This window comes from Bacteroides sp. B1-V-101, assembly GCF_023656585.1.
In the GTDB taxonomy this organism is placed as follows: domain Bacteria; phylum Bacteroidota; class Bacteroidia; order Bacteroidales; family Bacteroidaceae; genus Bacteroides; species Bacteroides thetaiotaomicron.
The window spans coordinates 294,072-308,554 of record NZ_JAMOKH010000003.1 but is presented as its reverse complement, the minus strand read 5'-3'; the positions used below and the strand labels follow the sequence as shown (position 1 = coordinate 308,554).

At 45.1% G+C, this 14,483-nt stretch carries 10 protein-coding genes; 2 read left to right on the top strand and 8 right to left on the bottom strand.

Going from position 1 to position 14,483, the window contains the following annotated elements; translation table 11 throughout:
• Positions 1 to 53 precede the first annotated feature (53 nt).
• Positions 54 to 1,718, bottom strand: coding sequence for a long-chain fatty acid--CoA ligase (locus tag NBH01_RS04340; RefSeq protein WP_011107399.1), 1,665 nt, complete (start codon positions 1,716 to 1,718; stop codon positions 54 to 56).
• 351 nt (positions 1,719 to 2,069) lie between these two features.
• The gene (locus tag NBH01_RS04335) at positions 2,070 to 3,542 is read right to left on the bottom strand and encodes a potassium/proton antiporter (RefSeq protein ID WP_008761361.1); all 1,473 of its coding nucleotides are present in this window, start codon (positions 3,540 to 3,542) and stop codon (positions 2,070 to 2,072) included.
• A 168-nt stretch (positions 3,543 to 3,710) separates the two neighbouring features.
• On the opposite strand from NBH01_RS04335, the gene NBH01_RS04330 reads away from it, so the two are divergent.
• Complete coding sequence (locus NBH01_RS04330; RefSeq protein ID WP_008765567.1) at positions 3,711 to 4,895, top strand: uracil-xanthine permease family protein; 1,185 nt, start codon at positions 3,711 to 3,713, stop codon at positions 4,893 to 4,895.
• A gap of 147 nt (positions 4,896 to 5,042) precedes the next feature.
• Here NBH01_RS04330 and hcp read toward each other — a convergent pair whose 3' ends face one another.
• The 6 genes from hcp to NBH01_RS04300 form a co-directional block, all read right to left on the bottom strand.
• Positions 5,043 to 6,674, bottom strand: a complete 1,632-nt coding sequence (gene hcp, locus NBH01_RS04325) for a hydroxylamine reductase (protein WP_008761363.1) — start codon at positions 6,672 to 6,674, stop codon at positions 5,043 to 5,045.
• A gap of 200 nt (positions 6,675 to 6,874) precedes the next feature.
• Positions 6,875 to 7,543 carry a Crp/Fnr family transcriptional regulator gene (locus tag NBH01_RS04320; RefSeq protein ID WP_008765568.1) on the bottom strand — a complete coding sequence of 223 codons (669 nt, stop codon included), beginning with the start codon at positions 7,541 to 7,543 and terminating at the stop codon, positions 6,875 to 6,877.
• Between the two features lie 11 nt (positions 7,544 to 7,554).
• Positions 7,555 to 8,871, bottom strand: coding sequence for a sensor histidine kinase (locus tag NBH01_RS04315; RefSeq protein ID WP_008761365.1), 1,317 nt, complete (start codon positions 8,869 to 8,871; stop codon positions 7,555 to 7,557).
• A complete protein-coding gene (locus NBH01_RS04310; protein ID WP_236093062.1) occupies positions 8,868 to 10,211 on the bottom strand; it encodes a sigma-54-dependent transcriptional regulator in 1,344 nt (447 codons plus the stop codon). Before NBH01_RS04310 ends, NBH01_RS04315 begins: the two co-directional genes overlap by 4 nt.
• Before the next feature lie 68 nt (positions 10,212 to 10,279).
• On the bottom strand, positions 10,280 to 11,083 hold the full coding sequence (locus tag NBH01_RS04305) for a hypothetical protein (protein WP_008761367.1): 804 nt from the start codon (positions 11,081 to 11,083) through the stop codon (positions 10,280 to 10,282).
• Positions 11,064 to 11,867, bottom strand: a complete 804-nt coding sequence (locus tag NBH01_RS04300; protein WP_250700007.1) for a metallophosphoesterase family protein — start codon at positions 11,865 to 11,867, stop codon at positions 11,064 to 11,066. Before NBH01_RS04300 ends, NBH01_RS04305 begins: the two co-directional genes overlap by 20 nt.
• 295 nt (positions 11,868 to 12,162) lie before the next feature.
• On the opposite strand from NBH01_RS04300, the gene NBH01_RS04295 reads away from it, so the two are divergent.
• Entirely contained in the window at positions 12,163 to 14,472 is a 2,310-nt protein-coding gene (locus NBH01_RS04295) for an ABC transporter permease (protein WP_032850355.1), read from the top strand.
• Positions 14,473 to 14,483: the final 11 nt, after the last annotated feature.

Genomic DNA, 14,483 nt, shown 5'->3' with positions numbered 1-14,483 from the left:
TGATACCTGTTCACCGTTTTTGTTTTTATTGAGTATGGTTTTGAAAGGATGTGTTATCCTTTTGCTTCCTGATACATAAAGCGTTTGATTGATTTCTTCGCAGTCTTTTCAAATTCCTCGAAATGGATTTTGACTTTGCTTATCTGAGAATAATTGGGAAGCTGCTGATTCAGTTCAACACGATTGGCTTCCATAACTTTTATGATATCGGCCTGTTGCAAGCCATGGGCAAAAGCATCGTCAAAGTCCGGATAAATCAGTGCGACCAACTTGTCGTGCTGCAAAACGATCAGTGACTCGGCAACATAAGGCATATTATTCAGTTTGCTTTCTATCTCTTCCGGATAGATATTCTGTCCGCTGGAAGTCAGAAGCAGATTCTTGCTACGACCGCGAACTGTCACATATCCTTCGTCGTCGATTGTCCCTAAATCACCCGTGTGAAGCCATCCGTTGGCATCAATAATTTGTGCCGTCGCTTCCGGATTTTTATAATATCCCAGCATCATATTCATTCCCCTGCATACGATTTCTCCGGCATGTGTTTTAGGGTCGGGCGAGTCGATGCGGACTTCCATTCGGGTGGTTGCCTTGCCGCAGGAAGCCAGTTTCAGTGTTTCCCAACGGCTGGAGCAAATAATCGGGCCACATTCGGTCATACCGTAAGCGATGGTGTAGGGAAAGCCTATCTTTTTGAGGAACGCTTCTACTTCGGCATTGAAAGGAGCACCACCGATAATGATTTCATCGAAGTTCCCACCGAAGATTTCCATAGCAGCCTGCCGCGCCAACGATTTGATTTTATCGTTTACAATGGGCACTTTAAGCAATAGTTTACCGATTTTGCTGTCCACTCTCGGAAGAATATCTTTTTTGATAATTTTCTCTACGATCAAAGGTACACAGGAGATCACTCTTGGCTTTATTTCTGCAAAAGACTGCGCAATAATCTTCGGAGACGGCATACGTGTCAGGAAGTAAATGTGCGCTCCGGCAGAGAAACCATATAAGAAATCGTATACCATGCCGAATACATGACCCATCGGAAGCATGGAAACGATGTGATCGCCCGCTTTCACGGGAAGCATCTCGAAACAGTATGCCACGTTCGACCAAATACTGCGGTAGGGGAGCATGACTCCTTTGGAATATCCGGTAGTGCCGGAGGTATAATTGATGATAGCCAGTTCTTCCGGACGGTCCTTCCGGTAACAGATATGTTCGGGGCGGAAATTCTTCGGATAACGCTGACCGTAAATAGCGTTCCGGTGTTCGAAGGCGTAAGTCAGTTTCTCGTTGCGCGATACCAATGCAGTGAAATCGGTGAGTGAAGCGATACCTTCCAGTAGCGGCATTGCGTCTTCATTCAGATTTTCCCATGCCTGATCGCCGACAAAGAGTAATTTGGCTTCGGAGTGATTGACGATATTATGAATATTATCCGCTTTGAACTCATGCAGAATAGGAACGATGACGGCTCCGTAAGTGATAGTGGCTAAGAAGGTGACTCCCCAATGGGCACTGTTCCGGCCGCAGACTGCTATTTTATCTCCTGGCTGGATACCGGCACTTTCCAATACAATGTGAAACTTGGCTATCTTGCGCGCTACATCCTTATATTGAAGCGTGATTCCTTTGTAGTCTGTCAATGCATCTTTATCCCAGTTTTTAATGATGCTCTGTTCAATATAATCAATGAACTGATGTTCTTGTTCCATTCGATTTTTGCACATTTGATTTAAAATTGCGCAAAAATAACATTTCATTAACGGAAACCGAAGTTTACAATTAAGTTTTACGGTTAATTAACGGGGGAGGAAAAGCTGACTAAAAAGTCGGTAGTACCTTAAATGGGGCTGACTAAAAAGTCGGTAGTATCTTAACTCTCCTCCTTCGGGAAGGAGGAGTCCCCGTAGGGGGAGGTGGTAGGTGAACACATAACTCTGTTGTTTACAATAGAATAGGAATAAACCTTATTTTACCTACCACCCCGGCTTTCAGCCACCTCTCCTTTCCGAAAGGAGGGGAATTGGAGATACTATTGACTTTTTAGTCAGTCCCTATAAACATCAGGATTCGCTGTTGGCTTCCTCGTCCTCTTTGGGCTTTTCGGAGATGAGCAGCAATTTATCGTTCACATGCAGTTTCAGCGTTCCGTTCGGTATCAGGAACTCATCCCCACGTTTCACAATCATTACCAGCGTGCCTTTGGGGAGATTCATATCTTTCAGCGTATCTGCCTCTTCCAGCATTTCCTGTGTGATAGTCATATCTTTGAGGTCTGTATCAATCTCTTCCGGAAGTTCCACTCCGAAATCATTCCCCGTCTTTTCCAGCGGTTTGGACAGATGTAACAGGCGGGCAACGAAAGAAACCGTTGTTCCCTGCACTACCAGTGAAACGATTGTGATGAAGAATACGACATTAAAGATAATATTCGATCCTTCGACTCCTGCAACCACCGGATAAGTGGCGAAGATAATGGGAACTGCTCCACGCAATCCTACCCAGGAGACGAACAGCCGCGATTTCATTGTAATCTTCCGGAACGGAAGCAAACAGAGGAATACACTCAACGGGCGACCGATCACAATCATGAAGACACCGATCAATAGTGCTACTGCTGCAACTTCCAGCATTTCATGAGGATTAACGAGAAGTCCGAGGCAGAGGAACATGATGATCTGGAACAACCAGGTAAGTCCGTCCATGAACGTATAAATGTCTTTGCGGTGCATGATCTTGTTGTTTCCTACCATAATACCTGCGATATATACGGCAAGGTAACCATTTCCTTTCAGTAAATCAGTGATAGAGAAGGTGAAGAAAACAAACGCCAGCAACAAGATAGGATACAACGCCTGATTGTCGATGTTGAGCTTGTTCAGCATACGGATAGCCAGTTTTCCGAGCACGTATCCGGCAGCCGCGCCGACTATAAACTGAATGATGAAAGAAGCGGCGATAGCCCCGACTCCCATACCTGCCGATTGGATAAACTGTATCAGGACAATGGTGAGCATGTATGCCATCGGGTCGTTACTTCCACTTTCCAGCTCCAGCATGGGGCGGAGGTTGTGTTTCAGATTCATCTTCTGCGAACGCAGGATGGCGAACACCGAAGCCGAGTCCGTAGAGGACATGGTAGATGCCAGTAGCAATGACGTGGTGATAGGCAGATAGATATTCGTCCAGCTCATTCCGGACAGCCACCAGATAAATAATCCGGTGAAAAGAGCGGTTAGTAGAACTCCGACGGTAGAAAGCACGATACCTGGACCTAAAATGGGTTTGATTTCTCTGAATTTCGTATCCATACCTCCCGAAAACAGGATGATGCTTAAAGCAACCATACCGATGAATTGCGCATCTTTTGCGTCATGAAACTGGAGTCCGAGTCCGTCACTTCCGAACAACATTCCTACTACGAGGAACAGTAATAAGGTGGGCACTCCGAAGCGATATCCTGTTTTTCCGACAACGATGCTAACGAAAAGTAAGATAGAACCAATTAGTAGGGTGTTTTCTGCTGTAAATATCATAGGCAATATATTATTAAGTTATTAAATGTGTCGTAATAGGTCTCACCGTGCGAAGTTACACATTATTTAAAACAAATAAAGAGTCTTTTTGGATGTATTTTTGTGAAAAAAGGTAGTTAAATTGTCTAAAAAGATTAATTTTGCACTCAATTAATCTACATCATACTTATGGATTCAAACAATCTTACTCCTTTACGGAAAGGAGTGGTAGGAGTACAATTCTTGTTTGTAGCTTTCGGAGCTACGGTGCTCGTGCCGCTTTTAGTGGGGCTTGACCCTTCCACCGCCTTGTTCACAGCCGGCATTGGTACACTCATTTTTCATGCGGTTACCCGAGGGAAAGTGCCTATCTTTTTAGGAAGTAGTTTTGCGTTTATTGCCCCGATAATAAAAGCGACAGAACTTTACGGATTAGCGGGCACTCTGTCCGGAATGGTGGGCGTCGCATTGGTTTATTTTGTAATGAGCGCGTTGGTCAAATGGCAAGGGGTGAGGGTGATTGAACGTCTGTTTCCTCCGGTGGTTATTGGCCCGGTTATTATTCTGATCGGTTTGTCACTCGCGGGGACAGGAGTAAATATGGCGAAGGAGAACTGGGTGCTGGCCTTGTTGTCGCTGGTTACGGCAGTCGTTGTCTCGATGAAAGCGAAAGGACTTTTGAAGTTGATTCCTATCTTTTGCGGTATCATTGTCGGTTATCTGGCGGCATGGCTTTTCTATGATCTGGATTTGTCCGGTGTGAGGGATGCGGCATGGATCGGGCTGCCGCAGTTCGTGTTTCCCAAGTTCTCATGGGAGCCGATACTGTTTATGATTCCGGTAGCTATTGCTCCGGTGATAGAGCATATCGGAGATGTATACGTAGTCAATACAGTTACAGGAAAAGACTTCGTGAAAGATCCCGGTCTGCATCGTACGTTGTTGGGCGATGGGCTGGCTTGCTGCTTTGCCGGATTGGTCGGCGGTCCTCCGGTGACGACTTATTCGGAGGTGACGGGTGCGATGTCATTAACGAAAATCACCAATCCGCAAGTCATCCGGATTGCTGCCATATCCGCTATCTTATTCTCCGTTGTCGGTAAAATCAGTGCGTTGTTGAAATCCATTCCGAGTGCGGTATTGGGGGGAATTATGCTTTTGCTGTTCGGAACCATCGCTTGTGCCGGAATAGGTAATCTGGTGAATAACTGTATTGATCTGAGCCGTACAAGAAACATCATCATTGTCTCTCTGACATTGACTGTCGGCATTGGCGGAGCTGTTCTCACGTGGGGAGACTTTTCATTATCCGGCATCGGACTGGCCGCTTTGGTCGGAGTACTTCTTAATTTGATATTACCGAAGGACGATTGACTCTGTTCTTGAAATGGTCAGGACTGTGTCAAGGTTAATAGTAACTAAACTAGGACCGACTTTTAATCAGCCCCAGTTTAGTTACTATTAACACCCCTCCTTTTTATATTTAATAGTTAAGGCTTAGCATGTATATACGTCTTGTGTTTATGACAAGAACTTCATAATATCTTCGTCTGCGGTACTGATGCCACCGATTCCGAATTGTTCGATCAATACGTTTTTTACGTTTGGTGAAAGGAAGGCCGGAAGAGTAGGTCCCAGATGAATATTCTTCACTCCCAGTGCCAGCAATGCCAGCAATACGATCACCGCTTTCTGTTCGTACCATGCGATGTTATATACGATAGGAAGTTTATTGACGTCGTCCAATCCGAATACTTCTTTCAGTTTCAGTGCGATGACAGCCAGTGAGTAACTGTCGTTACATTGCCCTGCATCCAATACGCGGGGAATGCCGTTAATGTCCCCTAAAGCCAGTTTGTTGTATCTGTATTTAGCGCAACCGGCAGTCAGTATGACTGTATCTTTCGGAAGTTTCTCGGCAAATTCGGTATAATATTCACGACTTTTCATACGTCCGTCACATCCTGCCATAACGAAGAACTTGCGGATCGCTCCGCTTTTCACGGCTTCTACTACCTTATCCGCCAAAGCCACTACCTGTGCATGGGCAAAACCTCCGATCAACGTTCCGCTTTCGATGGCCGTCGGCGGTTGACATTGCTTGGCATGTGCAATCAGTGCGGAGAAATCTTTCGGTTTTCCGTCTTTGCGTTCGGGGATGTAATGTGCTCCCTCCAGTCCGCAGGCTCCGGTGATGTAGATACGGTCTTTGTAAGAAGCGTTGGCACGCGGAGGAACGATGCAGTTACTGGTAAACAGGATCGGTCCGTTGAAACTTTCAAACTCTTCTTTCTGTTTCCACCAGGCATTTCCGTAGTTTCCTGCCAGATGCTTGTATTTTTTCAGTTGGGGGTAATAATGTGCGGGGAGCATTTCACTGTGAGTGTAAATGTCTATACCTGTTCCTTCGGTCTGTTCCAGCAATTCTTCGAGGTCTTTCAGATCATGGCCGCTGATAAGGATACCGGGATTATTGCGGACACCTAGATTCACTTCCGATATTTCCGGATTTCCGTAGCTGTTTGTATTGGCGGCATCCAGTTGTGCCATGGCGGAAACTCCGTGCTTGCCTGTTGCCAGAGTAAGCTGAACCAATTCTTCCATCGTAATATCATTGCGGGTGAGCTCGGCCAGTGCACTTTGCATAAAGGCGAAGATTTCCGGCGACTGGTATCCAAGGTTATGCGCATGCTCAACGTAAGCCGCCATACCTTTCAGTCCGTAGTGTACCAGTTCTTTCAGCGAACGGATATCTTCGTCGGGTGTGCGAAGTACTCCTACTGTCCTGGCTTTCTCTTCAAACTCATCTTCATTCCCATCCCAAAGACATTCGTCGGGAGCATTTGCAATGGTTACTTTGCTGGCGAGTTCGTTTTTCAGTTGTAGTCCTTCTTTTATTTTTCTGATGATGGCCGCTTTGTCAAAATTGGCGTTAGTGATGGTGATGAACAGGGCATCGTAGATAAATTTGTCTGCTTCTTCAGAAGGATGTCCTTCCCGGCGCAGATGTTCGTTGTACACGGCGATTCCTCGTACTACAAAGAGCAGCAGGTCTTGCAGGTTAGCCACTTCGGATGTTTTTCCGCATACTCCTTTTAAGGTACAGCCTGTACCCATTGCGGTCTCTTGACATTGATAACAGAACATACTCATAACTTTTACGTTTTAATTAGTCTTATTTGATTATGAACGCAAAAGTAGGGGGAAAGTTTGAGGTAAGTTTGTAACCAATGTTACATTGGGCGAAAAAAAAAATCGGATGCTATGAGCTAAATAAAATTAGCTATAATCATATTCCGATTAGCTATAATGAAAACAAGATTAGCTATAATGAAACCGGAGTGAACTCTTGGTCATTGAATCAGCCGGATCAGCCATTCTTTCTGTAAGATAGTAATCTGTTTCCGGTCGGCTATGATCATACCGTCTTCCTGCATGTGCGACAGTTCACGTGCCAGAGAAGGACGGGAGACACCGAAGTAATCGCTCAGTTCCTGTTGCGAGCGGTCGAGGGTGATCTGTAGCTGTTGCTGCTGTTTGTATAACCGTAGCAGATAAGATGCTATCTTTTGCCGGATAGTCTTGAAGGACATAAAGAAAAGCTTATCCGATAGGGTACGGGCATAATTGGCGGATAGATTCATATAATTCTCCAGAAACTGCTCGTTCCTACGAAAAAGCTCCAGTACGCTGGCTTTGGGGATTTCGATTACTTCCGTCGGTTCGTTGGCGGTCACTTCTACCGGAAAGCGATTCTCTTCTCCGAAAAGGAAAAGAGGGGCAAGGGCCCTTGGTGCGGCAATGTCTTCTACTTTGATGAGTCTTCCGGAATAGTCAATCATTTCACCACGGACACTTCCTTTGGTCAGTATCACGAGACGGTTGCACACATCTCCCTGTCGTGCCAGTATTTCTCCTTTTCTATAAGAACGGGTGTGGAAACTGATCTCTTCCAGATTGGCGGATAACTTCTCCGGAGTAATCCCCCGGAATAATGGGTTATTGGTGAGTGCAGGTGTCATAGGCTGGTCTGTTATTTGAATTTTAATATGAATTTCGTTTCCTTGTTGTCCGGTAACAGCGTGAGGCTTCCACCCGAAAGCCGCATGATCTGACGCGAAATACTTAGTCCGATTCCGCTGCCTCCTTCTTTGGTAGTGAAGAAAGGGATAAAAATGTGCTCCACTATTTCCGGTGGAATGACGGGACCGTTATTCTTAATCTCAATCAGCACTTCTTCCGTTTCGTTGCAATAAACCTGAATGTCGATTTGTCCGTCCGGCTGATCACCGATTGCCTGAATCGCATTTTTCAGAAGATTAATGACTACTTGCGAAATCAGATTTTCATCTGCATGCAGGATCAGGTCGGCAGGATCGATCTTTGTATGGAACGTGATGTGGTCACAAGGATTCTGATGGCGGGCAAGTTCCACCATTCGTTCGATGAATGCTTTCAAGTAAAACAATGAAGGTTCCGGAGTCGGTATCCGTGTGAATTTGCGGTAGGATTCTACGAAAGCAAGCAGCCCTTTTCCCGTGGCACTGATGGTTTGCAGTCCGTGGCTGATCTCTTCGTCTTTGTCCTCCACCATCGAGAGAAGCGTATCGCTGAGCGAAGTGATGGGAGTCACGGAGTTCATGATCTCATGAGTCAGTACTCGGGTCAGGCGAATCCATGAATCTATCTCCTTTTCGTCCAGCTCAATATTAATATCATTCAGTGCAAGGATGCGCAGATGTTCTTTGTGTACATTGATTTCTGACACGCGAATAGACAGATTGACCGTTCCCCGTTCATTGTGAAACACCACTTGCAGCTTATCTCCGGAACAACAACTTTCTATCTTCTCCATCAGTGTAGCATCTACTTTACTCAACTGGCGGACATGGGTAAATACATTCAGTCCCAAAAGCCGGAGTGCTTCTTTATTTTTCTGATAGACCGCTCCGTTATCATTGAGCACCAGCAGTCCCGTGCTGACAAAGTCAAGAATCAGTTCGTAGTACTTTTCCTGTTGGGCAGTCTCCGCTTTTACATTATATAAAATGTGGCCCACCCGATTGAGTGCCCGATTGATCTGTTTACTCTCGGGAGTACCGGACTCTTCGGGGAAACGGAAGGCACTGTCATTATTCTCCAACGCATCGATCATGAAGAGCACCTGCTTGATGTGCAGGCGATAAAGCCGGACTTGCCAGATGATACTTAAGATCAGCAGACAGGCACTGACGCTGAACCAGACATAAGACTGATGCACGCCCAAACAGATAGTCGCCAGACAGCAAATGACCGTCAGTGATACCCTGAACCAATATTGGTTGGCTACTTGTTGTAGAATCCGGTTCATAATCCGAATTTTTTCATCTTGTTATAGAGAGTCTGTCGGGTAATTCCCAGTTGCGCAGCTACTGCCGAAAGATTTCCTGCACAGGCATCCAGCGCTTTCCGTATCATTTGTACTTCCATCTCTTCCAAGGTGGAAATATTCTTCTCGGAAGTTTCTGTCTTTCGGGAGGATAACTGGAACAATTCCGCAGGGATTTGCACCCCGTCGTTAATGATGACCACCTTTTCGATTGCGTGCTCCAATTCGCGGATATTGCCGTACCAGGGATGCGCGGTAAGCTTTTCCTTCGCTGCCGGACTGAATTTCATCGGTTCCTTATCATATTGCTTGCAGAAGCGGATGATAAATCTTTCGGCAAGAGGGACAATATCTTCTTTCCGTTCCCTCAAAGGAGGGATTTCTATATGAATGGTGTTGATACGGTAGAGTAAGTCTTCCCGAAACTCTTCCCGGTCTGCCATTTCCTGCAAATTCCGGTTGGTGGCGCATATCAGACGGATGTCAATAGGAATCGGAGTGTTACTTCCCACTCGCACGATACTTCTTCGTTGGATAGCCGTCAATAGTTTGGCTTGCAGGTGATAGGGGAGGTTTCCTATTTCATCCAGAAACAATGTGCTGTGATCGGCAGCCTCAAATTTTCCTGTCCGGTCGGTATGCGCATCGGTAAAAGAACCTTTCACATGCCCGAAGAGTTCGCTTTCAAATAAAGATTCGGTGATTGCTCCCATGTCCACAGCAATCATTTCCTGTTGCCTGCGGTTGGAAAGAGCGTGAATTTCACGGGCAAGCATTTCTTTTCCTGTTCCGTTTTCACCGGTAATCAGGATATTGGCGTCTGTGGAGGCTACCTTTTCGATCAGCATTCGGAGTTGTTGCATAGACTTGCTTTCTCCCCAATAGAGTGCCGGAGTGTTGACCGGTTCCTTTTTGTTTCCCGTCTTTCGTTCTTGCTGTGCGGATGAGACGGCAGCCTGTAGTGTTTCTACCAGTTTCTGATTGTTCCAGGGCTTGACGATAAAGTCCGATGCACCTTCTTTGATTCCCCGGATGGCGAGATCGATATCCGCATAAGCAGTAAAAAGTACGACAGGAAGCTCCCGTCGTACTTTCTTTATTTCGTGCAGCCAGAACAATCCTTCATTGCCGGTATTGATGCCCGAAGTGAAATTCATATCTAATAGTACCACTTCCGGCGTTTCCTCCCGTATCGCAGTGGCCAGTGTGACCGGTGACGACAGCGTGATGACTTTCGAAAAGTAGTTTTTTAAAAGGATTTGTACCGCAGTCAGCACCCCTTTATTATCGTCTACAATGATGATGGTTCCTGATTTACTCATGTCCGAATTGGTTTGTACGCTACAAACTTACGAAAAAGTAATTCATAATTCAAAATTCGGATTTGAATTTATAGCCATTGGAACTTTAATCCGAATGATAAACTCAGATAATCACGGGGACGGAGGTAGCTATTTGTTACACCACTGATCAGATAAAGATCGCATGTACTTATCTCGTAGAAGAAAGTCACGGACTTTGCCAGAAATCGGCGGTTAGGGTCAATATCATAGGTCAGCCGTTGTCCCATGAAAACATGGATACGCACCTTGCTTGAAAAACCATAGTATCCTTTCGGATAACGTTCCGGTTCGCTGACCCAGAACTGATTGCCGAATACGGTATTCAGATATAGTCCGCAGGAAAGCGGCTCGGTAGAGAATCCTTTCCCCAGGTTGATGCTCCAGGGCATATAGTTCTGTTTCAGTGTCATGGTCACTTTTGCCTTCTTGGACGAATACTTCGGGATAAATCCGAGCAACAGGTCAGTTTCCCACTGATTTCGTTTTCCGTAATCCCATCCGGTACCGAAGGAGAGTAATCCCATATTTCCGGCATATTGTATTTTAGAGTGGGTCGGAATGATGCGTTCCCAGTTTTTGCGGAAGCGATGTACACGTCTGTCGTAGCCGGTGCGAAGAACCGGTTCGGCAATATAAGGAAGTACTGTGTCTGCTTTGACTATTGTGAATGCAGAATCACCCTCATGAAAGGCTATGATAGAATCTGCCTTAATTGCCAGTTTCAGCGAGTCGGGTTTATAGTTCCTGATAATTGTATCTGGCTTGCAAGTAGCCGAAAGCAGGCTGGGGAAGAGTAGAAGCATAGTCAGTACTCCTGCGCGGATCATATATTTAGTATTCAACCAGTTCATATTCGTATTTTTCCGGGGTTATAGTAAATACCAGATAACTGCGACTTTTCATGCAGTCGCTGGCAATATAATGCACATCGTCATCAAAAAGGATTCTGTCATCGAATCCGTGATTATGGGCGGCCGTGCAGAACTGTAGTCCCGGATATTGGGTGATGTAGTACTGGAACGGCTTCGCCACATTATCATTGAACACATCTGCAAAAGGATGTGCATGCATGCTGACTACGGTTTTTTCAAACTCATCTGCCCTGTCCGTCAGTTCCTGTTCCATAAAACCGAAATTGGGAATAGGCTCCGAATAATCATATTCCAGCGCATTGGTATTAAGGCAGACGAATTTCACATTGCCCGCAATGAATGAGAAGTTGGTAGGTCCGAAAACAGCCTGATAAGTTTCTGCTCCGGTACCCAGACAGTCATGATTCCCGATAAGGACGACATAAGGCACTTTCAGTCCGTTCATGATGTCCCGCTGCCAAAGAAACTCTTTGGTCAGCCCGAAGTCACTCATATCTCCTCCGTGAATGACGAAATCGATATCATCTCTCTTATTGACCTCTTTTACAAAGTCTTCTGTCTCATCATACCATCGCTGCGAATCGCCCATCGTGATAAAACGGATGGTTGTCTTTCCTTTGCACTTAGCTTCTATTTGTTCAATGTTATGAGCATTTACGTCTGTCTCTCCACTGATACGTACATCGTAGGGGTGGTAGTCTATCAGATCGCATCCGGCCAGAAGCAGGCAGACCAGGAGAGTGTATAAATTCTTGTTTACCATAAATAGAATAATTTATTTAATTGAAAACTTGATGCGAAGATAGAGTTTTCAGTTGAGATATGGGCGATTGCTTGGGCGAAATAAGAAAAATGGAACAATAAATAGGCATTAATGCATACTTTCCACTGAGAAAGGAAATACGATTGTCTTTGTCTAATAATTAGACGCATGTGTCTAATTATTAGACAGTAGATGATAGGACAGATAACTATAAATGATTGAGAATGAGTATTCTCACTATTGTGGCACGTTATCTGCACTGCATCATAAAAAAACAGGAATATATTATATAATCATGAGACAAATCTATTATGTCATTCGAACTTTGCTGCGGGGGCGTAGTTCCAATGTTGTCAAGGTCATTTCTTTAGGGCTTGGGCTGACAATGAGTATTTTATTATTTGCTCGCGTGGCTTTTGAGCAGAGCTTTGATAAATGCTTTAAGGATTATGAAAACTTATATCAAGTCTTTTCCATCTTTACGATGAATGGCGAACAACTCGAACCGCAAGATCAAAATTGCGGACCGGTAGCGGGTGCAATTCTTGAAAACTTTCCCAAAGAAGTGGAGGCGGCTACCAGTTACTGCCTTTGGGTGAATGATCCTCTCTATCATGGTAGTGTCCGTTTTGAAGTCAGAAAGCTGGCGGCAGATTCCCTCTTTTTCCAGACGATGGGAATCGAGGTCTTAAGCGGAACTCCGGTGAAAGATTTAGCCCAAAAAGATGTAGTTTACCTGAGTGACCGTTTGGCACGAAAGATGTTCGACACAGAGAATCCGATAGGCAAGGTTATCTCATACAGTAAAGAGATAGAACTTACGGTAAAAGGCACCTATGCTGATATACCGGAGAATGCGACGGTAAGGCCTGAAGCGGTGATTTCTCTGCCGTCGATATGGAGCCGTAAATGGGGAAATTACTCATGGAGAGGCGGCGACAGCTGGCTGGCGTTCATCCGTTTTCGTCCCGGAGCCGATAAGTCGGTAGTGAATGCCCGGATAGACGCAATGATACAGAAGTATCGTCCTGCGGAAGATCAAAAAGTGGTTGGATATACCGCTTTTGTAAAGCCCATCCGTGATGTATACCGTGACAATAAAGATGTAAGGCGGATGCGGAACATCATGACTATTCTGGGTATTACTATTCTTTTCATCGCTTCATTGAATTATGTGTTGATTTCTGTTTCATCACTTTCCTATCGGGCGAAAGCGGTCGGTGTGCATAAATGCAATGGGGCAGGAAACATGACCATATTGAGTATGTTTCTTTGGGAAACAGCGATTATCATTCTGTTTGCCCTGATCCTGATGGGATTGATCTTATTGAATTTTCAGGATTTCTTTGAAGATACGGCAGCTGTCAAGTTAAGCGCTTTGTTCAGCTTGGATCGTATTTGGGTACCTTTATTAACGGTGGCTGTACTTTTCGTTGTGGGTGGGGTATTGCCGGGACGACTGTTTGCAAGGATACCCGTTACTCAGGTATTCCGCCGATACACGGAAGGTAAAAAGGGCTGGAAACGACCGTTGCTGTTTATCCAGTTTGCCGGTGTAGCATTTATTTGCGGACTGATGTATGTGGTGATGATGCAATATTATTATATCTTGAATAAAGATTTGGGTTATAATCCAAAGCGTGTAGTGGTGGCCAATGCCAGCTTCGGTGAGGAAGAAAAAGGAAATTATGCCTTGAATGTTTTCCGGAATATGCCTTATGTGGAATCCGTGTCCAGTGCCACTTATCATCCTGTCTACGGATATAGTGGAACGATTATTAATGATGAAAGCGGACAGTCACTATTTTCATCCCGTTATTGCAGTGTTCCGGATGATTATCCGAAGATGATGGGGATGGTTCTGAAGGAGGGACGTATGCCCCGTGGTGACGATGAGACAGTCGTCAATGAGACTTTTGCCGAGTGGATGCATTGGGGAAACAATATACTGAATCGTACGGTTTATAATTCGGGATACGTATGTAAGGTAGTGGGCGTGATGAAAGATTATCGCATCGGAAGTTTTACCAGCCCGCAACAACCGTTGCTGCTTATGCACACCAAGAGGTTTGGTGATTGTATCCATGTCCGGTTGAAAGAACCTTTTGCCGAGAATCTTCTCAAACTGAATAAGGAGATGGAGAGTGCATTTCCTGATAAGACTATCGAATTTCGGTCGATGCAACAGATGATCAAAGAGAATTATAACTCTGTTCGTGTTTTCAGTAATGCTACGATGCTGGCGGCAATAACAATGTTTTTTGTGATGTTGATGGGATTGATAGGCTACACTACGGATGAGGTCCGCCGTCGTTCCAAGGAGATAGCCATACGCAAGGTGAATGGTTCTGAAGCAACCGGAATCTTGGAACTGCTGGTGAAAGATGTGCTTTATGTAGCTGTTGTTGCAGTTTTAATCGGAGTGGTAGCAGCATGGTACGTCAATGGTATGTGGATGGATTTGTTTGCCGAACATGTTCCGCTCAGTTGGGCTGCCTATCTTCTGATAGCAATTGCAAATCTGGCAGTCATTGTGGCATGCGTACTTTGGAAATCATGGAAGATTGCCAATGAAAACCCGGTCAATAGTATAAAGAGCGAATAAAGAAGAAATAA

What these genes read in the sequence shown, in the direction of transcription:
- NBH01_RS04340 (WP_011107399.1), bottom strand. Translation starts at nt 1,718, where the DNA reads ATGGAACAAGAACATCAGTTCATTGATTATATTGAACAGAGCATCATT.
- NBH01_RS04335 (WP_008761361.1), bottom strand. Translation starts at nt 3,542, where the DNA reads ATGATATTTACAGCAGAAAACACCCTACTAATTGGTTCTATCTTACTT.
- NBH01_RS04330 (WP_008765567.1), top strand. Translation starts at nt 3,711, where the DNA reads ATGGATTCAAACAATCTTACTCCTTTACGGAAAGGAGTGGTAGGAGTA.
- hcp (WP_008761363.1), bottom strand. Translation starts at nt 6,674, where the DNA reads ATGAGTATGTTCTGTTATCAATGTCAAGAGACCGCAATGGGTACAGGC.
- NBH01_RS04320 (WP_008765568.1), bottom strand. Translation starts at nt 7,543, where the DNA reads ATGACACCTGCACTCACCAATAACCCATTATTCCGGGGGATTACTCCG.
- NBH01_RS04315 (WP_008761365.1), bottom strand. Translation starts at nt 8,871, where the DNA reads ATGAACCGGATTCTACAACAAGTAGCCAACCAATATTGGTTCAGGGTA.
- NBH01_RS04310 (WP_236093062.1), bottom strand. Translation starts at nt 10,211, where the DNA reads ATGAGTAAATCAGGAACCATCATCATTGTAGACGATAATAAAGGGGTG.
- NBH01_RS04305 (WP_008761367.1), bottom strand. Translation starts at nt 11,083, where the DNA reads ATGAACTGGTTGAATACTAAATATATGATCCGCGCAGGAGTACTGACT.
- NBH01_RS04300 (WP_250700007.1), bottom strand. Translation starts at nt 11,867, where the DNA reads ATGGTAAACAAGAATTTATACACTCTCCTGGTCTGCCTGCTTCTGGCC.
- NBH01_RS04295 (WP_032850355.1), top strand. Translation starts at nt 12,163, where the DNA reads ATGAGACAAATCTATTATGTCATTCGAACTTTGCTGCGGGGGCGTAGT.